Here is a 21,190-nt window from a genome sequence, read left to right as displayed (position 1 = left end):
AGTCATACGGCGATCTCCCCGCTCATCAAGCGCGGCAGAAGAAGGTCACGGGCTTGGGCGAGTTTTTGGTTTTGTTGGTTGAGGATAGTCAATTGCCTGTAGATCAGTTGGAAATTGTCCTCCACGACCGACATCATCGTGCTCTCGGGCAAACAAACAAAGACCCGATCAAGTGCCGAACGTCTGATATGCTTCATCGTCGCACCAACGGTATGATTTTCAAATGCAGGTAGCGCTTCCCGCAATGCAAGCAACATGAATGCAGCACTTACTCGGCCAGTCGGTAAGACCAAAAACAAATGCTGGTTCAATAGCGCTGGTCCGCCGGACCAAATGTTGACTGCAAGCGTGCCCGACCAAGAGAAAATCAGATCGCCATCATTGATGTGATATCGTTTCGGTATCTCTTCTCCTGAATTTCTTGGCGTCTTGTCCGTCACTCCCAACTTCAGTTCGGGGATTTTTACGATCGGCACTCCTTCCTCGCTAAGCTCAGACGGCTTGAATGGATAGCCATTCACAAAATCTGCCAAGTCTGACAGAGCAAAGCGGGCCCACCCCTTGGGCAAGCCGTCGATGATCTTGACGTGTTCGTGGCCGGGGAAGCGGAAGTGAACGAACCATTCGCGGTAGAGCATCCGCGCCGCCTCTTCCAACAGCGCTATCCGCCGCTGGTTGTTTTCGATCAGATCGTCGTAGGCAACGACCACCGAGGCGACGTTGTCCTGCGTCTTTCGATCGGCAAGATAGATCGGAAGGCTGTGAATATGGTTCCTGTTGAGGGTCGGGTTCGCTCCTCCAACGTTAAACCGCTCAAGGCCCAGACACTTCAGTGCGTAATAGACGAATCGCGGATTGTTACCATTGAGTGATTTACTCCAAAGCGTTGTGTCATGTGGCCAGTAGTCGATTTCGGAGAAGTGGACGGTACCCAGAGAACCCTTGCGGCCAATTACAACGCCCGGCCCTTCGACCATGGCTTCATTGTGCCAACTGCCAAGACCAGATGAAGAGATAACCGGAACGTCGCCATCCTTTTGTTCAGCCTTCGTGATGTCAAAGCCACGCTGCAAAAACACAAGATCTTGAAGAACCGAAGGCTTCCAATGTTTCGAGCCGAGATAGAAAGCCGTCACGCGCCTAGCTCCTCGAAGTTCTTGGCTATGCGCGCCGCCAGGTCCGCCGCTTCTTCGTTCAGGCCCTTGAGGTCGATATGGATGGAACGCAGCGCCTCCTCGAAGTCGAAATCCTCGTCCGTTTCTTCCGGCGCGACGCCGACATAGCGGCCCGGCGTGAGGCTCCAGTCATGGGCGGCAACGGTGGCGCGATCGACACGCTTCACCAGCCCCTCGACATCGCGCAAGCAGGCCTCGGGGAAGCGCTCCTGCAACCACTCCGCCTGCTTCACAAAATATCGCGCCTGCCGTAGCGCCTCCACCGCCCTCGCCCGCGCCTCATCCAGCGCCTTACGAGCCTTGTTCACGTCGGCATTGTTCCAGGCTTCGGCATCGCGCGCCGCCAGATCTTTCACCGCGATGTCGATCACCCGGCCCGAGAGCTTTACGGCGAGGTCGATCTGCTTGGTCAGGTCGCGGCAGCGATCCGCCACCGGGTGAAAAGCCGCCCGCGCCGCATGCAGCCCGGCATTGTCGCGTGCCGCCTTGACCCATGCCTTGGCTTGCTCCTCTGCTTCCTTGCCGAAGGCTTCGATATCCGAGCTTAGGGTGGCCTGCGCGCTGGTGAGTTCGTCCCATGTCCCGGCCAGCGGATCGCCTTCACGCTTCGCCGTCGCAAAGGGCTTCAGCAGATAGGCAAGTTTGCCGAGCGCGTCTTCGTAAGCCTCCAATGGCTTCTGCGCCTTCGTGCCCAGCGCCACGGCTTCCCCAAGATAGCTTTCGACCAGCTTCAGGAAGCGGTCCTGCTGCCCGCGATAGAGCCAGACGACGGCCGCGATGTTCTTTTGCTGCTCGGGCGAGAAATCGCAGACCGAGCGCGAGACCTTTCGGAAGATCTGCCGCGCATCGAGCATCAGAACATGGTCGGCGCGGCTTGCGTTCTTCTCCTTCGCCCGGTCGAAAAACCAGAGCTGGCAAGGTACTGTGCGCGTGTAGAAGAAGTTGCCGCGAATATCGATCATCACATCGACTGCGCCGGTCTCCACCAGCTTCTGGCGCACGGTTGCTTCGTCGCGACCTGCGCTCGACGCCTGCGAGGACATGACCACGCCCGCTCGGCCCTTGTCGTTAAGGTAGCTGTAGAAATAAGACATCCAGAGATAGTTGGCGTTCGAGACCTTCTTTCCCTTGTTCACGCCCGGCAGGCCGAACGGCAGGCGCTTGTCGCCCTTCACCTTTTCGGCGTCCACCTCGTCCACGTTGAAGGGCGGATTGGCCATCACGAAGTCGCACTTGCCGACCAGTTCGTGCGGGTCCTTGTAATAGGTGATCGCTTCGTTGCCGGCCCGGATCGTCCCCTGCAGGCCGTGCACCGCGAGATTGATCTGCGCGAGCCTGGCGGTCGTCTCGTTCTTCTCGTGGCCGTAGAAGGTGACACGCTTCATCGTGTCCTGGCCGGCATCCTCGATGAAATGGCTCGACTGCACGAACATGCCGCCCGAGCCGCAGGCAGGGTCGAGGATGATCCCATGGTCCGGCTCGATCACGTTGACGATGGTCTGGACGATCGAGGGCGGCGTGAAGAACTCGCCGCCATCATGCGCGCCCTGCTTCGAGAACTCGGCGAGGAAGTACTCGTAGATGCGTCCGAAGACGTCGCCCGAGGCGCTGCGCAGGCCCTCGGAGTCGAACATGCGCATCATTTCCTCAAGGACGCTGCCCTCGAAGCGCCCGTAGTCCTTGGGTAGCTGGCCTGCAAGCGGCGGAAATGCCGCCTCGATCGCTTCCATCGCCGCCGTGAGTGCCGCACCAAGGTTGCCGTCCTTTGGCGTCTTCAGAATCACGTCGAAGCGTGCTGATTCCGGCAGATTGAGTGCGCGGCGGCGCGTGAAGTCCGCCTCTACAAGCGGCCGATCCGGCATCTTCCCGGCCTTCTTGTCAGCTTCGATCGCCGCCTGCGCCTCATAGAAGCGGTTCGTGGCATGGCGCAGGAAGATCAAGCCCAGGATGGGCATGAAGTATTCGTTCGAGGCCAAGTTGGAGTTCGCCCGCAGATTGTCGGCAATCTTCCACAAGCCGGCCTCGAATTTCTCGATGCCCTTGAGATGATCAGTGTTCATTTGTCTGGCCTTCCTGCCCGCCCCGCCCCGTCGCCAGGGCGAACAGTTCTCCCTCTACGAAGCTCATTAGCTCCCGCTGTCGATCCATCTCGAACTGGATTTCTTCCCACTCCTCAAAGCGCGCAATGAGCTTTGCCTGAGTTTCGGCACTCGGGATTATAACCGGCATATTCTTCAATTGGCCCATCGCGACGTTAGAGATAGTCGTGCCACCGGCCATTCTTTCAAGTAGAGATTGTGCAATCGGTGTTCGGAGATAGGTAGCAAGAACCGCCGGCTCTCGAATAGGGCCGCCCTTGCGTAGCCGGATAATTACGAAAGACTGCCCCGGCACAATGGGCAAGGGCTTGCTCTGGGCAATTGGTGCGTCCGTCACCAGCGCCGTCTTTCCAATGGTGCCCTTAATGGAAAGCAATATGTCGCCGGGCTGTAGGATCGAGGCTTCAATCTTTGGGAAAGCCGTACGAGGTATTTCGCTTAGCTTCTCAGGCAAGAAAAGCCGAGCATGATCGATATCAGCTAGCAGCGCCTCGCGGACTCTGACGCCCTCCTCGTTGCCGGACTTTCGCGGAAGTGCTTGTGAGCGGCGAATTTCGGCGAGATCGGAGAGAGCGGCGGTTGTCTGCGTCTCGATGAAATCGCGGTTCTTTATGGTATCGGGATCTAAGATGTAACGATCAACCAACAGGTTGAAGTCGCCAGCTTCAACTTCTCCAATGGAGGCGTCTCTATAGCGACCACGCGGCGCTGCGGCATCGATAAGCTGTGCAACCTCGACTGTGTCTGCCTCGGTCGCGTCGATGAAGCGTAGATGGTCTTTTCGAAATTGCGAGTATGTCTCTCCGCCGAAGACAAGCGCTGACGCGGCGATAGCGCTGCTCGGAAATGTACCGCGGGGCAAGGCGACGACCGCTTCCAAGCCGTAATTGTTGACTAGTCGTTGCTTGATTGCAGCGTCCTTGCTCGACGTCCGAAACAGAAAGCCGTTGCCAACGACGACAATGGCGCGTCCACGGCCGAGTTGAGCTCCCCAGATGGCGCCGAGAGCTTCGGAACTAATGGGTCCAGGACCTCCAACATCGAGAGCCAACGGCGAGGAGTATGCCGGGCTCAATCGCATTCCGATGGGTGGGAAGATGAGGGCGTGGGCTGGCTTGAGTGTGCGGACCTCGCTGGTGACGGAAGTCAATGTGTTTGCTCGAACTGTGAGGCGCCGGCGACACGCCGATGCAAGGAGTGTCAAGATGCGCATCAATTCGGGAGACTCGACGTCCAGGTCGACATCACAGCACGTTGACAGACTCCAAGCGGGACGGACCGCATAGGAGAACGAGCAGTAGACGCTCGAATTCTCTGTAGCGTCGAGCGCACGCTGAAGGAGGTTTGATGTACTCGCCTGAATCCAGGCATCGGGTACACACACTTGGAGAATGGCCTCCGCGAACTCCTCTTTGCTTTGGTTGTCGAGGGCAACAACAACAGCACGGCGCAGATGCTCGATCTCGCTAGGCTGAAGCCGCTGCAGAGCCGCTGCCACCTCGGCCGAAATTGCGGGACATAGGATGTTTGCAATCTTGGTCGGCTGCTTCGACGTGAAATCGGCGGAGGCGTCCTCGAAAGAGGGGAGCCCGTTCAGTTTGGCGGCCGATACTTGCGACCAGAGCAACATAAGAGCCAGTGGCGTGGCTGCAAAGATGGGCAGGTGTGGCATGCGCCGCACAGTATCCATCAGGACCGAGACTGCTTGGTTATCCATTAGCGTGGGGTCGATCCTTAGCTGCAGTTGTAGGTGGTGATGAGGGTGTTGTCGTTTGCGACAACGATAACGCCACCTTTATCGCGCACCTTCAGAAGAAGACTGCGCTCCTGACGGATCTCATCGAGCCGGCGATCTACCTCTCGCCTATCAAGAATATACCCATCCAACTCGCAGCGGCCGTGCGCCAAGGCCAAATCGATCATGGCCTTACCGATGCCCCTCTGGCTCATTCTCCCGGCGATATGCTTGCTATGCTTCAATGCCACCTCCATTTGCGGGCAATGGCAAGGTAGAGGGGGATGATTAATTAGTCAATGACTGACTAAAAACATTTTAGGAAATTCTCTAGCCGCAAAGCTCTCTCTGTCCGTGACTTAACCCCCCGCCGCCTTGATCCTCTCCTCCAGCATCCCCCGGATCGGCGCATCCGCCGGCAGCAGGGCCAGCAGCGTCTTCCAGCGCTGCAGCGCCGCCGGCTTGTTGCCCGCGGCCTCGGCGGCGACGCCCAGGTAGAACAGGGCCAGCGCGTTGCGCGGCTCGGCCTTCTCCAGCCGCTCCAGCACGGCAACGGCCTGGGCCGAGGGGACGGCGCCCGCGCTGAGCTGGCGGACATGCGCCTCGGCCCAGTCGGCCAGGATGCGCGCGTCGACGGGGGCCAGCGTGTCGGCGCGGGCATAGGCGTCGGCGGCGTTGGCGTTCTCGCCCAGCACCTTCCAGGCATTGGCCAGGCGCAGCCAGCCGGCGCGGTCCTGCGGCGCGTCGGCGAGGCGCGCGGCCAGCCCCTCGACCATGGTGCGGATCGCCTGCTGGCGCTGCTCAGGCGGGAGCGCGGCCATCGCCTCCTGCTGCTCGCGGCTGGGCGTCGGCATGGTGGAGTCGGGCGCGGTCTGGGTCGGTGAGGGCGGCGTCTCGATCCCGGCGGCGCGGGCCACCCGAGCGATCTCGGCGCGCAGCATGCCGAGATACGGCGCGTCGGCCGGGCTCTTCGCCTCGAGCTCGCGCCAGCGCGCGATCGCGGCCCTGGAGTCGCCGCTCTGCGCCTCGTGCAGGCCGAGATAGTAGAGCGTGCGCGCATCGTCGGGCCGCGCCTTCAGCGCGCGCTGCAGCGCCTCGACGGCGGGCCGGGTCACGGTGCCGCCGGCCTCCAGGGTCAGGCCCTCGCCCAGGGCGGCAAGCGCCTCGGGGTCGTCGGGATTTTCCTTCAGCCGCGCCCGCGCCTCGGCCAGCAGGCCGGCGACGTCGATCTGCTGCGACGGGGCGGGGCGTTCTGTGCCCCTGTCCGCAAACGGCGCGGCGGGCAGGCCCGGCCGGCCGGTCTGCAGGTAGAGGCCGAGCGCCAGTAGCGGCACGAAGAGCGAGAGCGCGGGCGGCAGCCACTTGTGCCAGGCGTCGGAGGGCGTGGACGCCCGGGCCTGCGCGGCGGCGTCGCCGGCGGCCAGCATGCGGCGCTCGATCTCGGTGCGGGCGGCGGCGGCCTCGGACGGCGGCAGGCTGCCGGCGGCGCGCTCGCGCTCCAGCTCGGCCAGCTGGTCTCGGTAGATCGCGAGCTCGGCCTGCAGCCGGTCGTGCCGGTCGAGGCGCCGCGCCAGCAGCGGCCACAGCAGGGCGCCGACCGTCGCGGTGGTGAGCAGCGCGAGCAGGAATTCCAGCATCGCCGTCAGCCCTTGAGGAGCGCGTCGAGGCGGCGGCGCTCCTCCTCGTCGAGCGGTTCTGGCACGACGACGGGCTGCGCGCGGCGGCGGCGCGCGGCGATCAGGAGGGCGCCGCCCGCGACCAGCAGCACCAGCGGCGCGCCCAGCCACAGCACGAGCGTGCCGGCCTTGAAGGGCGGCTTCAGCAGCACGTAGTCGCCGTAGCGCGCCACCATGAAGGCGAAGACGTCGGAGTCGGCGTCGCCGGCGGTCAGCCGCTCGCGCACGGCCCGGCGCATGTCGCGCGCCACCTCGGCCGAGGAATCGTCGATCGACTGGTTCTGGCAGACGACGCAGCGCAACGCGCGGCCGATCTCGCGGGCGCGGGATTCGAGCGCGGGGTCGGGGAGGACTTCGGACGGTTCGACGGCGAGGGCGGGGCTCATGAGAGCCGCGAGCACTAGGACGCACGCCAGAAGCACGCGTTTGATGTCATCCCGAGGCCAGAGGCCGAGGGACCTTTGCTGTGGCCCTAAAGGTCCCTCGCTGCGCTCGGGATGACAAAGGGGGCGGGGGCTCACTTCACCGCCCCCTTAAGGAATGGCAGGATCGTCTCGTTCAGATCCCGCTCGGTGATCGGGCCGCGATAGTGCCGGCGCACGATGCCGGCGCCGTCGATCAGGTAGGTCTCGGGCACGCCCGACAGCCCCCAGTCGAGGCCGGTCTTGCCGTCGAGGTCGAGGCCCGCCAGCCTGAAGGGATCGCCGAGCTTCTTCAGCCAAGGCAGCGCGTCGTCGCGCTTGTTCTTCCACGCGATGCCGATGATGGTCGCGCCCTCGCGTTCGCTGAGCCGCGTGAACAGCGGATGCTCGGCGAGGCAGGGCGTGCACCAGCTCGCGAAGAAATTCACGATCACCGGCTTGCCGGTGCGCAAGGATTCGTCGGTGAGCGGCGGTTCGCCCGGGCGCAGCGCCGGCAGGTCGAGCCTGGGCGCCGGCCGTCCCACCACCACCGAGCCGATCGAGGCGGGGTCGCGGCCGCTGGTCAGCGACCAGGCGAAGAAGCCCGCCATCAGCGCGAGCGTCAGCAGCGGCAGGATGAAGAGGAGGCGGCGCATGCTATTCGGCCAGCTGCAGGGGCGGCGCTTGAGAGAGGGGCTTGCGCGATGGCGCACCGATGCGCAGGCGGCGGTCCGACAGCGAGACGAAGCCGCCCAGCGCGCACAGCGCCGCGCCCAGCCAGATCCATGGCGCCAGCGGGTTGAGATAGAGGCGGATCACCCAGCCCTGCTGCGGATCGCCCTCGCCCAGCGTGGCGTAGAAGTCGCGCAGCAGGTTGGTCTGGATCGCGGTCTCGGCCACTTGTCGGCGCTGCACGGTGAAGAGACGCCGCTCGGGCTGCAGCACCGTGTAGGGCTTGCCGCCGACGGTGACGTTCAGGGTCGCGCGCTCGGCGATGTAGTTCGGGCCCTGCACCTCGTCCATCCGCTCGAGCTGCACGGCGTAGCCCGCGAAGGCGACCTTGTCGCCGGGCTTCATCGTGTGCATCAGCTCGGTGTTCCACGACGAGGTCGCGACCGAGCCCAGCACGACGACGCCGAGCGAGGCGTGGCTGATCACCATGCCCAGGGTCGAGCGCGGGATGGTGCGGAGCGTGCCGGTGCGGACGCGGTCGCCGAGCGAGGCGAGGCTGCCGACGATCAGCCAGACGCCGAAGCCGAAGGCCAAGGCTGCGAGCGTCGAGCGGCTGTCGATCATCGTCATGGCGACCAGGATCGCCGCCAGCGACACGGTGAGCGCGAGGCGCAATCTCATGAGGGCGGGCCACAGTTCGGCGCGCTTCCAGCCGAGGAACGGCCCGACGCAGAGGGCGGCGAACAGCGGCGCGCACAGCGGCACGAAGGTCGCGTTGAAGAACGGCGGGCCGACCGAGACCTTGTTGCCGGTCAGCAGGTCGAGGAACAACGGATAGAGCGTGCCCAGCAGCACCGTCGCCGCCAAGGTGCACAGCAGCAGGTTGTTCAGGATCAGCGCGCCCTCGCGGCTGACCGGCTGGAACAGCCCACCACCCTGCAGTTGCGGCGCGCGCCAGGCGTAGAGCGCCAGGCCGCCGCCGGTGACCAGCAGCAGGAAGGCCAGGATGAACAGGCCGCGCGCCGGATCCTGCGCGAAGGCATGCACCGAGGTCAGCACGCCCGAGCGCACCAGGAAGGTGCCGAGCAGCGACAGCGAGAAGGCCAGCAGCGCCAGCAGCACCGTCCAGCTCTTCAGCGCGTCGCGCTTCTCCACGACGATGGCCGAGTGCAGCAGCGCGGTGCCGGCGAGCCACGGCATCAGCGAGGCGTTCTCGACGGGATCCCAGAACCAGAAGCCGCCCCAGCCCAGGATGTAATAGGCCCACCACGAGCCCAGCGCGATGCCGAGCGTGAGGAAGCACCAGGCCGCGAGCGCCCACGGCCGCACCCAGCGCGCCCAGGCGGCATCGACTCTTCCTTCGAGCAAGGCGGCGACGGCGAAGGCATAGGTCACCGAGAAGCCGACATAGCCCAGGTAGAGAAGCGGCGGGTGGAAGGCGAGGCCGGGGTCCTGCAGCAGCGGGTTGAGCCCGTTGCCGTCCGGCGGCGCCGGGAACACGCGCTCGAACGGGTTCGAGGTGAAGAGCAGGAAGGCCAGGAACCCGACGCCGATCAGCGCCTGGATCGCCAGCACGCGGCTGCGCAACGTGTCGGGCAGGTTGTTGCCGAAGATCGCGACCGCCGCGCCGAACAGCGCGAGGATCAGCGCCCAGAGCAGCATCGACCCTTCGTGGTTCCCCCACACGCCGCTGATCTTGTAGAGCAGCGGCTTGGCCGAATGCGAGTTGTCGACGACGTTGAGGACGGAGAAGTCGGACGTCACATAGGCCTGCGTGAGTGCGCCAAACGCGAGCAGCACGAGGAAGGCCTGCGTGAGCGCGGCCGTGCGGCCGAGCGTCATCAGTCTCAGGTCGTTACGGGATGCGCCGATCAAGGGCAACGTGCCCTGAACCAGCGCGACAGCCAGCGCGAGGATGAGAGCGAAGTGTCCGAGTTCGGGGATCACGACGCCTCCAAGGGAAGCGAAAGGTCCCTCGCTGCGCTCGGGATGACAGCATTTTTTGAATTAACGCACTGCGCCAGTCTCAACAAAATTGTCATCCCGAGCGCAGCGAGGGACCTTTGAGTCACAGGCGCCCGCCCTGCACCGTAGACGGCGATGCTCACTTCTTGTCTTTCCATTGACCCGACTCTTTGATCGCCTTGGCGACCTCCGGCGGCATGTAGTTCTCGTCGTGCTTCGCCAGGATCTCGCGCGCCACGAAGACTCCGTCCGGGCCGATCGAACCCTCGGCGATCACGCCCTGACCTTCGCGAAACAGATCGGGAAGGATGCCGCGATAGGAAACCTTCAGCGTCTTGTTCGTATCGGTGACGGTGAACCGCACGGTCTGCCCGTCCTTCACGACGCTGCCCTGCTCGACCAGCCCGCCCAGGCGGAAGCGGCGGTCCGCACCGATGCTCTTCTCCGCCACCTGAGTCGGCGAATAGAAGAAGACGAGATTGTCATTGAGCGCCGTGAGCACGAGCGCGGCCGCGACGCCGAGCGTGCCCAGCGATCCCAGCAGCAACCAAAGGCGGCGGCGCTTCGGGGTCATCGGCGTCTGTCCAGGCCCCGCGCCGCAAGCTCGCGTCGCACCTTCCGGCGCGCGCCGAGCGACGCGATCACCAGTCCGCCGAGGATCACGGCCGCCGCGAGATAGGCGCCCAGGATATAGGCCGCATGGTTGCTCATGCCGCGGCCTCGGCATTCTCGAGCCGGCGACGGTCGATCTCGGTCTCGGTGCGCAGCAGCACCAGGAACACGAACAGGAACAGCAAGGAGACCGCCATCCAGAGCAGCGGCACCAGGATCGAATTGTGGATCGCCGGCGCATCGAGCCGCGTGATCGATGCCGGTTGATGGAGCGTGTTCCACCAGTCGACCGAGAACTTGATGATCGGCAGGTTGATCACGCCGATCAGCGCCAGGATCGCCGCCGCGCGATCGCCGCGCTCGGGCGAATCGTAGGCGCGGCTCAAGGCGATGTGGCCGAGATAGAGGAAGAACAGCAGCAGCATCGAGGTGAGCCGCGCGTCCCACACCCAGTAGGTGCCCCACATCGGCCGGCCCCACAGCGAACCCGTCAGCAGGCACACCGCCGCGAAGCTCGCGCCCACGGGTGCGGCCGCGCGCGCCATCAGCGCCGCCAAGGGATGCCGCCACACCAGCAGCGAGGCGCCGAGCGCCGCCAGCAGCGCGTAGCCGGCCATCGACAGCCAGGCCGACGGCACGTGCACGAACATGATCCGCACCGTCTTGCCCTGCTGGTAATCCTCGGGCGCCACGAAGAAGGCCATGTAGAAGCCGACCGCGATCATCAGCGCCGTCGCGAAGCCGAGGCCCGGCAGCACCCTCTGCGAGAAGCGCCGGAAACGTGCAGGATTGGCGAGAAAATGCAGGTCGGCCATCGGCCCCATCCTCCCTATTCGCCGGCTTGCCGCAAGGCTGCGGCAATCGCCCAAGGCGTCGTGGCCAGGGCGACCAATGCAAGAGCGGCGAGGATCGCGACATGTGTCACGATGCCCTCGCCCGCCGCCAGGGTCTCGATCGCGCCGGCGCCGAAGATGAGCGTCGGCACGCAGAGCGGCAGCGCGAGCAGCGCCAGCAACGCGCCCGACTTGCGCGCCCCGAGCGTGAGTGCGGCCGCGAGCCCGCCGATCAGCGACAAAGTGGGCGTGCCGACCAGCAGGGTCGCGCCCAGCGCCAGCAGGCTCGGCCCGTCGAGACCGAAGGCGATGCCCAGCACCGGCGCGAGCAGGCTGAGCGGCAGGCCGGTCACGATCCAGTGAGCCAGGCACTTGGCCAGTGCCGCCAGCTCGAGCGGCCACGGCGCCAGCAGCAGCAGGTCGAGCGTGCCGTCCTCGTAGTCGGCGGCGAACAGCCGCTCCAGCGACAGCAGCGCGGCGAACAGCGCGGCGCACCACAGGACGCCGGCCGCGATGCGCGAGAGCACGTTGGTCTCGGGGCCGATGCCCAGCGGGAACAGCACCGTCGCCACCACGAAGAAGGCCAGCACGACGCCGACATCGCCCGGCCGCCGCAGCACCAGGCGCAGGTCGCGCACCAGCAGGGTCGTGAAGCCGCTCATGCTTCTTCCCTAAGCCCGCCGGCGCGCAGGTCGAGCCGCTGCGCGCCGTCGATGCCGAGCTCGGCATGGGTCGCGGCGATGGCGAGCCCGCCGCGCGCGAGATGGGCCTGGAGTGCCGTCCGGAACGCGGCCTGGGCCGGCGCATCGAGCGCGTTCAGCGGCTCGTCGAGCAGCCAGAGCGTGGCCTGCGAGAGGACCACGCGGGCGAGGGCGGTGCGGCGGCGCTGGCCGGCCGACAAAGTGCGCACTTCCCGTGCGGCAAGCCCGATGAGATCGAAGGCGAGCAGCGCGCCCTCCAGCCGGTCGCCCGCCTCGCCGCCGCGCAGCCGCTCGGCGATCAGCAGGTTCTCGATCACCGTAAGGTCGCCCTTCAGACCTTCGAGGTGGCCGAGCCAGGCGAGGCGCCCGCGCCAGGTCTCGCGGTCCTCGGCGATGTCGGCGCCCTGCCAGGCGATCGTGCCGGCGTCGGGCGGGGTCAGCCCGGCGAGCGCCCGCAGCAGGCTGGTCTTGCCGCTGCCGTTGCGGCCGGTCAGCGCCAGCAATTCGCCCTCGCCCAGCGCGAAGGACAGGCGGTCGAACACCAGCCTGCCGCCGCGGCGGCAGGCGAGGTCTTTCACGTCGAGAAGCGGGGGCGCCATGGGGCGCCGGTCTAGCATGCCGGCCGCAGGCAAAGAAAAAGGCCGCCATCTCGGGGGAGGTGAGATGACGGCCTAAGCGCCTCCGAAGAGGCTAGAACGTGGCTTTGGGGGGACCACGTTCGGGGGAGATACAAGAGGAAGATGGAAAGGACGGGTGGCTGTCGCTAGACCCAAATGGGGCAAAATCGGGGAATTTAGGCCGCAAGCGGCCTAAACTCCCCGATTGGCGAGCGGCAGGGCCTGCAGGAGCGAAGTGCGCCGCTCGCGGCGCACTGGCCGGCGGCAGGGCCTTCTAAGGCCCGAGAGCCGGCTCGGTGCAGAATAGATAAGGATTTCAGAGGCTTGAGGGTGTTGCACCACCCTCATCCGTTCTGAGCCGTGCGGGCTCCCGGGCCTGATTACAGGCCCTGCCGCCCGCCACGCGTAAGCGCTGCGCGCTTACGCGTAGGGATCTGCAGCGTCGCGCATCCCGTCGCCCATGAACTGATAGGCGAGGATCACGAGAATCACCGGCACCACCGGCAACATCAGCCACCAGTTCACCGCCACGACATTGATATCCGTCGCCTCGTTCAACAGCACGCCCCACGAGGTGATGGGAGGACGAAGACCCAGTCCGAGGAACGACAAGGCCGTCTCGGCCAGGATCATCGACGGGATCGACAGGGTGGCCGAGGCGATCAAGTGGCTCATGAAGCCAGGCAGCAGATGGCGGCCGATGATGCGGGCGGGCTTGGCGCCCATCATCTGGGCGGCGGCCGCGTAGTCCTCCTCGCGCAGGGACAGGAGCTTGGAGCGGACGGCGCGGCCCAGGCCCGGCCAGTCGAGCAGCGCCAGGATGATGGTGATGCCGAAATAGACCAGCAGCGGCGACCAGGTGACCGGCAGCGCGGCGGAGAGCGCCAGCCACAGCGGCAGGTGCGGGAAGCTCTTGATGATCTCGGTCAGCCGCTGGACGACGCTGTCGATCCAGCCGCCGTAGTAGCCCGCAAGGCCGCCCAGGATCAGGGCGAGCGTGAAGGACAGCGCGATGCCGATGATGCCGATGGTGAGGGATATTCGCGCCGCGTAGACGATGCGACTGAACATGTCCCGTCCCAATCGGTCGGTCCCGAGCAGGAAGAAGGTCCCGTCCTTGGGCGGACAGATAAAGTGGAAGCTGCCTTCGATCAGGCCCCAGAACTCGTAGCTCTCGCCCAGGCAGAAGAAGCGCAGCGGCTGCGGCTTGGTCGTGTCGGGGCTGTAGACGCGCTGCAGGGTCGCCGGGTCGCGCTCCATCTTGAGGCCGTAGACGAACGGCCCGAGGAAGGAGCCCTCGTGGAACAGATGGACCGACTGCGGCGCCGCGAAGATGTAGCGCGAGTGCCGCGTGTGCAGGTCGTAGGGTGCGATGAACTCGCTGACGAGCGTCGAGAAGTACATCAGCAGCAGGAAGACCAGCGAGACGACGGCCGGCTTGTGGCGGCGGAAGCGCCACCACATGAGCTTCCACTGGCCCGCCATGTAGTAGCGTTCCTGCTCGGCGGTCAGCTTGTCGGCGACGTAGGGGTCCCACGGCTCCTGCGAGACGAAGTGCGGCGCGCGGCGGCGGGGATCGGGCGTGACGCCAGTGGGTGTCGTATCGGTCATGGCGCCCTCACTTTTCCGAGCTGCCGAAGCGGATGCGCGGATCGAGCGCGGCCAGCGCCAGGTCCGAGATCAGCATGCCGATGACGGTGAGGACCGCCACGAACAGCAGGAAGGTCGCGGCCAGGTTCACGTCCTGGGTCTTGAGCGCGCTCAGCAGCATCGGGCCGGTGGTCGGCAGCGACAGCACGACCGAGACGATGACCGAGCCCGAGATGACGTCCGGCAAGAGACCGCCGATGTCGGCGACGAACGGGTTGATGGCATGCCGCAGCGGATACTTCACCAGCAGCCTCATCGGCGGCAGGCCCTTGGCTCGGCCGGTGACGACATACTGTTTCTGCAGCTCGTCCAGCAGGTTGGCGCGCAGCCGGCGGATCATGCCGGCGGTGCCCGACATGCCGATCACGATCACCGGGATGATGAGATGCTGCAGCACCGACAGGACCTTGCCCCAGCTCAGCGGCTTGTCGATGTACTCGGGGTCCATCAGGCCGCCGATCGACAGGCCGAAATAGACCTTGCCGACATAGAGCAGCACCAGCGCCAGCAGGAAGTTCGGGATCGACAGGCCGATGAAGCCGATGAACGACGCGACGTAGTCGCCCCACCTGTACTGATGCGTCGCGGCATAGACGCCGATGACGAACGACACGATCCAGATGAAGGCGATCGTGCTGGTCTCCATGATGATGGTCAGCATCATCCTTTCGCTGATCAGGTCGGCGACCGGCACCGTGTCCTGGCAGGAAAGACCGAAGTCCCAGCGGAAGATGCCGGCCACCCAGTCGAGATAGCGGTGCCACAGCGGGAGATTGAGGCCGTAGAGATCGCGCAGCTCGGCGGCGCGGGCATGGGCATCGGGATCGCCGCGCGCCAGCAGCTCCTCGATCTGCGAGGTCACGCAGTCGCCGGGCGGCAGGTCGATGATGAAATAGACGAGCGCACTGATCACGAACAAGGTCGGGATCATCAGCAGGATGCGGCGGATAATGAACTGCAGCATGTCAGACCACCTCTCGCCCGCCAGCTTGTTCATTGGCCGCCCGCGAGATGCGGACATAGTGGCCGGGCTCGACCTCGGTCCACAGGAGCGGCGTCCTGCCGTCGTCGCGGAACGGTTCGGGCCAGACCGAGGGATCGGAGGCCTTGCCTTCCATCAGCGCCCCGAGATCGAGGCGGGCGTCGGGGTCGGGCATCGGCACGGCCGAGAGAAGCGCCTTGGTATAGGGATGCATGGGATTCTTGAACAGCTCGCCGGCCGGCGCCAGCTCGACCAGGCGGCCGGCGCACATCACGGCGATGCGGTCGGCGATGTAGTCGACCACCGCGAGATTGTGGCTGATGAACAGGTAGGTGAGGCCGAGCTGCTTCTGCAGGTCCTTGAGCAGGTTCAGGATCTGCGCCTGGATCGAAACGTCGAGCGCCGAGACCGGCTCGTCGCAGATCACCATGTCGGGGCGCAGCGCGAGCGCGCGGGCGATGCCGATGCGCTGGCGCTGGCCGCCGGAGAAGGAGTGCGGGTAGCGGCTGAGGTGCCGGCGGTCGAGGCCGACCATCTCCATCAGTTCGGCCACCATCTCGCGCCGATAGGCATCGTCGCCGATCTTATGGATGACCAGCGGCTCGACCAGGATGTCGAACACGGTCATGCGCGGGTTCAGCGAGCCGAACGGGTCCTGGAAGATGAACTGCAGCTTGGTGCGGAAGCGGTTCAGCTCCTCGCCCTCGAGGCTCATCACGTCGATCTTGCGGCCCCAGTCGTCGAAGATCACGCGGCCGCCCTGGCCTGAATCGGCCGAGATGCCGCGCATCAGCATCTTGCTGAGCGTGGTCTTGCCGCAGCCCGATTCGCCCACCAGGCCCAGGCACTCGCCACGCTCGACGTCGAAGCTCACATCGTTGACGGCGCGGATGGCGCGCGTCGTGCCGCCGCCCACCAGCTGTTCCATCAGCGTATCGGCCTTGCGGATGGTGAAGGTCTTGGTGACGTGGCGCACCTTGAGGACCGGCGCCTCGGGATTGAAGGTCGAGGTCGGCGCCGAGACCGGCTTCTCCTTCAGCAGATGGCCGGTCGTGCCCTTGATCTCGCGGATCGGCTGCAGCCGCTCGCCGGGCTCCATGTCGAAGCGCGGCACCGCGTGCAGCAGAGCCTTGAGGTAGGGATGCTGGGGATCGCGGAAGATGTCGTGCAGGTCGCCCGATTCGACGACCTTGCCGCGATACATGACCACCACGTCGTCGGCGACGTTGGCGACGACGCCGAGATCGTGGGTGATCATCAGCAGCGCCATGCCCAGCTCGGACTGCAGGTCCTTCATGAGGCGGAGGATCTGGGCCTGGATGGTGACATCGAGCGCGGTCGTGGGCTCGTCGGCGATCAGCAGGGCCGGGCGGCAGACCAGCGCCATGGCGATCATGGCGCGCTGGCGAAGACCGCCGGACAGTTCGAACGGATAGGTCCTGAGCGCGCGCTTCGGGTCGGGGAAGCCGACCATGCGCAGCATGTCGATCGTGAGACCGTCGATCTCGGCGCGGCTGAGCTTGCGGCCGTTCTTGCCGCCCAAGGGGCCGCCGGGCTGCGCACCGTGCAGTTCGACCGCCTCGCCGATCTGGTCGCCCACCGTATGGAGGGCCGACAGCGAGGTCATCGGCTCCTGGAAGATGATCGAGATCTGGCCGCCGCGGATGCGCCGCATCGCCGGACCCGAGCGGTCGATCTTGGCAATGTCGACGATGCCCTGATTGACCCTCGGATCCTGGAACAGGATCGAGCCGGAGGCGATGGTGGCGGTGCGCGGCAGCAGGCCCATGATCGCCTGGCTGCAGACCGACTTGCCCGAGCCCGATTCGCCCACCAGCGCCACGGTGCCGCCGGGCGGGATGGAGAACGACACCTTGTCGACGGCGCGCAGAACGCCCTCATGTACGCCGAATTCGACGGTCAGGTCCTCGACGCGCAGCAGATCCTTCATACCGTTTCTTCCTGACCCACCACCACGATGCCCATGGACCTCAAGTTCGCGCGCGTCGCATCGCTCAGCGCCACACCGGTCGCCTCGGCAGCTTCGGCTGCGCGTGCGACGATATCGTGAAAGCCCTCGAGCGCGGAATCGACCTTTACGAGCCTGCCGCCTGTCGAACCGACGCTGAGCTGCATCCAGCCGTCCGAGCGGTCGCGCTTGGTCGAGAAATAACTGAGCTTCATTCGATCCAGCCGGCTCCATTCCACCAACGTGCCGATCGGGCCGTCGGCGCACAGCGTATCGGGACCCAGCACATAGCGTGTCCGGTGACGCAGGACCGTGCGTATCAGAAAGAGCGTGAAAAGTCCGAACCCGGCGAGGAGAAGCACGGCCAGCCAGCGGTTGACGTCGAGCAGCAGGAGTGGTGCACCGCACAACACCACGCCCGTCGCGGCACGCATATAGTCCGCCACCAGCGTCTGCTGCGGATAGCGCAGATCAGCGGAATTCATCCGCGCCCTCCCTCAGCTCTGGGCATTATGGGCGAACAGCGCGCGCGCCGGACGTACGAGGATGTTCTCCAGCTTTGTCATTCTTTCCCATAACGACCTTAGGAAATCCCACGCCCCGGCGTCCATCGCAAGATGATGGCTGAGCACGCCGACCGGCTCGCCGCCGCCGCCCGTGCGTGCATGTGCGAGCGCGGCCACGAGTCCGGCCAGGACCGCCTCTTCACCCGCGAAGACGCGGCCGCCTTTCCAGTCGATCAGGTCGACATGAGTGTTGACCTGCAGTAGCCCGCGCACCGGATGGACACGCGCACGCGGTCCGAAGGTCGAGAGGCCGCGATAGCCGATCTCCGGCAGGGTCGGCACGAGAACCGGCGCGATGCGGTTCCAGGGCGGCACCATGACGGGAAGCGCCCGCGCCCCGAACAGGGTTTCAAGCGCCATCCAACCGGTACCGAGCTCGCCCAGGGTCAGCATGGCGGGCCGCTGCAGGCCGAGCTCGATCTTCTTCTCCGGCGCGATCGCGTGATTGGTGTGGGCATAGCCGTGCTGCAGCACGTCGACGAGCGACTCATCTGCGAGGCGCGCAGCCAGCGCCGGTGTTGCGTGGGCCGGCACGACGGCCAGCGCCAACGGCGTCGACGTGTCCCGGGCGATCGCGAGCAGCCGGTCGAGCGAGGCGCCGGCATCGACGGCATCGTCGTCGCGCCACCATAGTTCGGCGATGCGGCCGGCGTCGCGCCAGCGTGCGGCCTCTTCGGCAAGCGCCTGCCACCCGCTCATGGCGATACCATCTGCTTCAGTGCCGCGACCGTGGCGGCGGTGCCCCTTGCATCGACCGGCGGGAAGCTGCGGATCGAGGGACCCGCGCAGGCGCGCGCGATGGCGGCCACCAGGCTGGCCGGCGTGACATCGTCGGGCGCGACGGAGGCCACCATGCCACGCGCGACCAGCACGCGCGCGCGATCGGCCTGCTCGGTCTCGCGCGCCGTGCCGAATGGCACCAGCACGGCACGGTCGCCAAGGCAGAGCGTCTCGACCACCGTGTTGTAGCCGGCCTGCGAGATCGACAGCGCCGCGTTGCGCAGCAGCGACGGGAAGTCGGCGCGCACCGGCTCGACGATGATGCCCTCGCCCGCCGACGCCGCGAGGGCCGCGCGTTCTGCGTCCGGCATGTTCGGTCCGACCAGAAGACGCCACCGGCGATCGGCCAGTGCACTCGAGGGCCGCGCGGCGACGGCGGCGTGCAGCAAGGGCGCGCCGACGGCGCCGCCGCCGGCCGACACGATCACCTCGCCCTTGCCGACGGCGATGTCGGGAACCGCCGCCTCGGAGTCCGCGACGTAGCCGGTATAGAGCGCGCGCGCCTGGATGTCGGGCCAGGCCGGGAAACTCTCGTCGAGCTGTACCAGGGCGGGATCGGCATGGACCAGCACCGCGTCGAAAGCCTCGAAGGTCTGGACCATCTCGTCGACCCTCGCCGGCGAGGCGGTGCGGCGCAGCACGTCGCGGATGGACGAGACGATCCAGGGCGGCGAGGCCCTGTCCTGTGCCGCGTCGAGCAGTGGCATCAGCTCGAAGCGAAGCTGCGTGCGGCCGAAAGGGAACTGCTCGGTGAGCAGGATGTCGGGCGCCTCGGTCTCGAACAGGTCGAGCAGTTGCTGCGTGCGCGTCGCACGAAAGGCCTCGTCGACCGGCGTGCCGTCGAGCCGCGCCAGTTCCTTCAGCCGCGCATCGGCGGCGCGCACCGGCGGCAATTGGTGCAGCCGGGCGCCGCCCAGCGCCAGCCCGTCGACCGGCGCGCCACCGGATACCAGCAGTACGTCAAAGCCGCCCGCCGCCAGCGCACGCGCCAGGGTCGCGGCGCGCCGTAAATGGCCGATGCCCAGCAGGTGCTGCACATAGAAGAAGACGCGCGCGGTCATGATGTGAGCGGCACGTTCAGGCGCTCGATCGACACGCGACCCTCATCCTGGGCCACGAAGAAATGCAGGCAGCTCCAGTCGAGCTTGTGCGGCGGCCGGCCCAGCATGTTCCAGCCGGTCGCCAGCGCCAGCAGCGCGCGGATCGCGGCCTTGTGTGATACGGCGACCACGGGCTCGGTGAGGGTCGAACTCCAGTGCGACAGGCGCGTCATCGCCATGCGCGGCGACTCGCCGCCCGGCGGATGGAAGTCGAGGCCCGCCGCTTCCGCCGCCGCAAACTGCTCGCCGCCGGTCGCGCGCAGTTCCTTCACCGTAAAGCCTTCCCAGATGCCGAAGCTCATCTCGCGCAGGCTGGAATCGAGGGTGACCGGCACCGACGGCTGCACGAGTTCGGCGGTGCGGCGCGCCCGTTGCAGTGGGCTGCTCATCCGCTTCCAGCCATCGGCGGGCGGAGGCAGACGCCACTGCCGCGCCTTTGCCTCGCCCTCCGGGCTCAAGCAGGTGTCGGTCAGTCCCTGCAGCCGGCCCTCGCCATTCCAGACGGTGGGCGCATGACGCAGCAGGGCGAAGGAGACCTCCCTCATCGCCGCGCGCCTGGCAAGGTCGCGAGCGCCGAGGCGAGCGCATGGGCGGCAGCGCGTTCGTCGTGATGGGCGGCCACCCGCGCCGCGGCAGCCGTGCCAAGACGCGCCCGCTCGGCCGGTGATTCCAGCAGGCGCGTCACCGCTGCCGCGAAAGCCGCTGCGTCGCCGATCGGGGTCAGCAACCCCGTGACGCCATCGGCCACGACCGCGGGCACGCCGCCGGTGCAGCCGGCGACCACGGGCAAGCCGGCCGCCTGGGCTTCGAGAAAGGCCATGCCGTAGGCTTCGTTGATTGCGGGCCAAAGGTAAAGGTCCGCAGAGGCGTACAGCGCCGAAAGGTCCGCATGCGGTACCGCACCGGCAAAACGCACGCGGGATCCAAACGGCGCCATCAGCGCCTCGATCTCGGCGCGCGCGGGACCGTCGCCGACCAGCAGCGCGCGCCACGCTTTGTCCTTCAGAAGGGTGAAGGCCTGGGCCAGCACACGATAGGACTCGAGCTTGTCGCGCGTGCGCATCATGCCGACGCTCATCAGCAAGGGCGGCTGGACAGGATCGCGGCGCGAAGAAACACGGAATGGCGCGACATCGATGAACGGCGGCAGCCAGAGCTGGCGGGCGCCGGGCCGCAGCCGCGCCTTCACCCCTGCCACATCGCGCGGATTGACGGTCAGCACGAGATCGGCCGCGGCCAGCGCGCGCTCGACGGCACGATGGCCGAGGCGCGTCGGTCCCTGGGCACGGCGCGGCGCGTGCGAGGCTTCAGCGATAACGTAGGGAATACCCAGCGCCTGCGTCACCACAGGGCCCAGCCAGTCGGGCTTGCGATAGTAGCAGTGATAGGTGAACCAGAGATCGAAGCGCCCGGGATGATGCGCCGGCAGCGCCCGCCAGCGCGCGATCAGCCGCGCCGCCTGGGCCCGCGCACGCCGCTCCAGGGCGAGATGGGTATCCATCGGCGGCACGCCCGGCGCGACGCGGGTCGCTGCCGGCATCAGGACCTTGTGGCCGAGACGGTCGAGCAGGCGCACCAGGCCGCGCGCCATCTCGCGATCGCCCGAAGGCACAGGACTGTCGGGCGCCTTCAACGGCGTGTGCAGCAGCACGCGCAT

21 protein-coding genes are annotated in these 21,190 nt (G+C 66.3%); all 21 read right to left on the bottom strand.

Features of this window, described 5'->3' with window-relative positions; translation table 11 throughout:
- Positions 1–2: 2 nt before the first annotated feature.
- Positions 3–1,136 carry a restriction endonuclease subunit S gene (locus tag AC1ROX_RS00510; RefSeq protein ID WP_493121402.1) on the bottom strand — a complete coding sequence of 378 codons (1,134 nt, stop codon included), beginning with the start codon at positions 1,134–1,136 and terminating at the stop codon, positions 3–5.
- Positions 1,133–3,235 (bottom strand): type I restriction-modification system subunit M, encoded by a 2,103-nt coding sequence (locus tag AC1ROX_RS00505; RefSeq protein WP_493121400.1) that lies wholly within the window; start codon positions 3,233–3,235, stop codon positions 1,133–1,135. Before AC1ROX_RS00505 ends, AC1ROX_RS00510 begins: the two co-directional genes overlap by 4 nt.
- The gene (locus tag AC1ROX_RS00500; RefSeq protein WP_493121398.1) at positions 3,225–4,991 is read right to left on the bottom strand and encodes an N-6 DNA methylase; all 1,767 of its coding nucleotides are present in this window, start codon (positions 4,989–4,991) and stop codon (positions 3,225–3,227) included. The genes AC1ROX_RS00505 and AC1ROX_RS00500 overlap by 11 nt, the downstream gene beginning before the upstream one ends.
- A 17-nt stretch (positions 4,992–5,008) precedes the next feature.
- A complete protein-coding gene (locus tag AC1ROX_RS00495) occupies positions 5,009–5,254 on the bottom strand; it encodes a hypothetical protein (RefSeq protein ID WP_493121396.1) in 246 nt (81 codons plus the stop codon).
- 114 nt (positions 5,255–5,368) lie between these two features.
- Entirely contained in the window at positions 5,369–6,646 is a 1,278-nt protein-coding gene (ccmI, locus tag AC1ROX_RS00490; protein ID WP_493121395.1) for a c-type cytochrome biogenesis protein CcmI, read from the bottom strand.
- Positions 6,647–6,651: 5 nt separating this feature from the next.
- Positions 6,652–7,116: a cytochrome c-type biogenesis protein gene (locus AC1ROX_RS00485; RefSeq protein ID WP_493122495.1), complete on the bottom strand. Its 465-nt coding sequence runs from the start codon at positions 7,114–7,116 to the stop codon at positions 6,652–6,654.
- A gap of 86 nt (positions 7,117–7,202) precedes the next feature.
- Complete coding sequence (locus AC1ROX_RS00480) at positions 7,203–7,742, bottom strand: DsbE family thiol:disulfide interchange protein (RefSeq protein ID WP_493121393.1); 540 nt, start codon at positions 7,740–7,742, stop codon at positions 7,203–7,205.
- Between the two features lies 1 nt (position 7,743).
- A complete protein-coding gene (locus tag AC1ROX_RS00475; RefSeq protein ID WP_493121391.1) occupies positions 7,744–9,705 on the bottom strand; it encodes a heme lyase CcmF/NrfE family subunit in 1,962 nt (653 codons plus the stop codon).
- Positions 9,706–9,862: 157 nt separating this feature from the next.
- The gene (gene ccmE / locus AC1ROX_RS00470; RefSeq protein WP_493121389.1) at positions 9,863–10,297 is read right to left on the bottom strand and encodes a cytochrome c maturation protein CcmE; all 435 of its coding nucleotides are present in this window, start codon (positions 10,295–10,297) and stop codon (positions 9,863–9,865) included.
- Complete coding sequence (gene ccmD / locus AC1ROX_RS00465; protein ID WP_493121387.1) at positions 10,294–10,434, bottom strand: heme exporter protein CcmD; 141 nt, start codon at positions 10,432–10,434, stop codon at positions 10,294–10,296. Before ccmD ends, ccmE begins: the two co-directional genes overlap by 4 nt.
- The gene (locus AC1ROX_RS00460; protein ID WP_493121385.1) at positions 10,431–11,159 is read right to left on the bottom strand and encodes a heme ABC transporter permease; all 729 of its coding nucleotides are present in this window, start codon (positions 11,157–11,159) and stop codon (positions 10,431–10,433) included. The genes ccmD and AC1ROX_RS00460 overlap by 4 nt, the downstream gene beginning before the upstream one ends.
- A gap of 5 nt (positions 11,160–11,164) precedes the next feature.
- Positions 11,165–11,830, bottom strand: a complete 666-nt coding sequence (ccmB, locus tag AC1ROX_RS00455) for a heme exporter protein CcmB (protein ID WP_493121383.1) — start codon at positions 11,828–11,830, stop codon at positions 11,165–11,167.
- Positions 11,827–12,468, bottom strand: a complete 642-nt coding sequence (gene ccmA / locus AC1ROX_RS00450; protein ID WP_493121381.1) for a heme ABC exporter ATP-binding protein CcmA — start codon at positions 12,466–12,468, stop codon at positions 11,827–11,829. Before ccmA ends, ccmB begins: the two co-directional genes overlap by 4 nt.
- Before the next feature lie 438 nt (positions 12,469–12,906).
- Positions 12,907–14,097, bottom strand: coding sequence for an ABC transporter permease (locus AC1ROX_RS00445; RefSeq protein WP_493121379.1), 1,191 nt, complete (start codon positions 14,095–14,097; stop codon positions 12,907–12,909).
- A 7-nt stretch (positions 14,098–14,104) separates the two neighbouring features.
- Positions 14,105–15,100: an ABC transporter permease gene (locus AC1ROX_RS00440; protein WP_493121377.1), complete on the bottom strand. Its 996-nt coding sequence runs from the start codon at positions 15,098–15,100 to the stop codon at positions 14,105–14,107.
- Between the two features lies 1 nt (position 15,101).
- Positions 15,102–17,069, bottom strand: coding sequence for an ABC transporter ATP-binding protein (locus tag AC1ROX_RS00435; RefSeq protein ID WP_493121375.1), 1,968 nt, complete (start codon positions 17,067–17,069; stop codon positions 15,102–15,104).
- Positions 17,066–17,572 (bottom strand): hypothetical protein, encoded by a 507-nt coding sequence (locus tag AC1ROX_RS00430; RefSeq protein WP_493121373.1) that lies wholly within the window; start codon positions 17,570–17,572, stop codon positions 17,066–17,068. Before AC1ROX_RS00430 ends, AC1ROX_RS00435 begins: the two co-directional genes overlap by 4 nt.
- 12 nt (positions 17,573–17,584) lie before the next feature.
- Positions 17,585–18,352, bottom strand: coding sequence for a polysaccharide deacetylase family protein (locus AC1ROX_RS00425; protein WP_493121371.1), 768 nt, complete (start codon positions 18,350–18,352; stop codon positions 17,585–17,587).
- Complete coding sequence (locus AC1ROX_RS00420; protein WP_493121369.1) at positions 18,349–19,494, bottom strand: glycosyltransferase family protein; 1,146 nt, start codon at positions 19,492–19,494, stop codon at positions 18,349–18,351. Before AC1ROX_RS00420 ends, AC1ROX_RS00425 begins: the two co-directional genes overlap by 4 nt.
- On the bottom strand, positions 19,491–20,078 hold the full coding sequence (locus tag AC1ROX_RS00415; RefSeq protein ID WP_493121367.1) for a histidine phosphatase family protein: 588 nt from the start codon (positions 20,076–20,078) through the stop codon (positions 19,491–19,493). The genes AC1ROX_RS00420 and AC1ROX_RS00415 overlap by 4 nt, the downstream gene beginning before the upstream one ends.
- Entirely contained in the window at positions 20,075–21,190 is a 1,116-nt protein-coding gene (locus tag AC1ROX_RS00410) for a glycosyltransferase family 4 protein (RefSeq protein ID WP_493121365.1), read from the bottom strand. Before AC1ROX_RS00410 ends, AC1ROX_RS00415 begins: the two co-directional genes overlap by 4 nt.

It is taken from the genome of Reyranella sp. GW821-FHT14A01 (genome assembly GCF_058803965.1).
Note: the sequence above shows the minus strand (reverse complement) of the source record. Positions and strands in the feature narration are given on the sequence as shown.

Excerpts from the sequence above, each read along its gene's own strand:
- AC1ROX_RS00505 (WP_493121400.1), bottom strand. The coding sequence starts at position 3,235 with ATGAACACTGATCATCTCAAGGGCATCGAGAAATTCGAGGCCGGCTTG.
- AC1ROX_RS00500 (WP_493121398.1), bottom strand. The coding sequence starts at position 4,991 with ATGGATAACCAAGCAGTCTCGGTCCTGATGGATACTGTGCGGCGCATG.
- ccmI (WP_493121395.1), bottom strand. The coding sequence starts at position 6,646 with ATGCTGGAATTCCTGCTCGCGCTGCTCACCACCGCGACGGTCGGCGCC.
- AC1ROX_RS00480 (WP_493121393.1), bottom strand. The coding sequence starts at position 7,742 with ATGCGCCGCCTCCTCTTCATCCTGCCGCTGCTGACGCTCGCGCTGATG.
- ccmE (WP_493121389.1), bottom strand. The coding sequence starts at position 10,297 with ATGACCCCGAAGCGCCGCCGCCTTTGGTTGCTGCTGGGATCGCTGGGC.
- ccmD (WP_493121387.1), bottom strand. The coding sequence starts at position 10,434 with ATGAGCAACCATGCGGCCTATATCCTGGGCGCCTATCTCGCGGCGGCC.
- AC1ROX_RS00460 (WP_493121385.1), bottom strand. The coding sequence starts at position 11,159 with ATGGGGCCGATGGCCGACCTGCATTTTCTCGCCAATCCTGCACGTTTC.
- ccmB (WP_493121383.1), bottom strand. The coding sequence starts at position 11,830 with ATGAGCGGCTTCACGACCCTGCTGGTGCGCGACCTGCGCCTGGTGCTG.
- ccmA (WP_493121381.1), bottom strand. The coding sequence starts at position 12,468 with ATGGCGCCCCCGCTTCTCGACGTGAAAGACCTCGCCTGCCGCCGCGGC.
- AC1ROX_RS00445 (WP_493121379.1), bottom strand. The coding sequence starts at position 14,097 with ATGACCGATACGACACCCACTGGCGTCACGCCCGATCCCCGCCGCCGC.
- AC1ROX_RS00440 (WP_493121377.1), bottom strand. The coding sequence starts at position 15,100 with ATGCTGCAGTTCATTATCCGCCGCATCCTGCTGATGATCCCGACCTTG.
- AC1ROX_RS00435 (WP_493121375.1), bottom strand. The coding sequence starts at position 17,069 with ATGAAGGATCTGCTGCGCGTCGAGGACCTGACCGTCGAATTCGGCGTA.
- AC1ROX_RS00430 (WP_493121373.1), bottom strand. The coding sequence starts at position 17,572 with ATGAATTCCGCTGATCTGCGCTATCCGCAGCAGACGCTGGTGGCGGAC.
- AC1ROX_RS00425 (WP_493121371.1), bottom strand. The coding sequence starts at position 18,352 with ATGAGCGGGTGGCAGGCGCTTGCCGAAGAGGCCGCACGCTGGCGCGAC.
- AC1ROX_RS00420 (WP_493121369.1), bottom strand. The coding sequence starts at position 19,494 with ATGACCGCGCGCGTCTTCTTCTATGTGCAGCACCTGCTGGGCATCGGC.
- AC1ROX_RS00415 (WP_493121367.1), bottom strand. The coding sequence starts at position 20,078 with ATGAGGGAGGTCTCCTTCGCCCTGCTGCGTCATGCGCCCACCGTCTGG.
- AC1ROX_RS00410 (WP_493121365.1), bottom strand. The coding sequence starts at position 21,190 with ATGCGCGTGCTGCTGCACACGCCGTTGAAGGCGCCCGACAGTCCTGTG.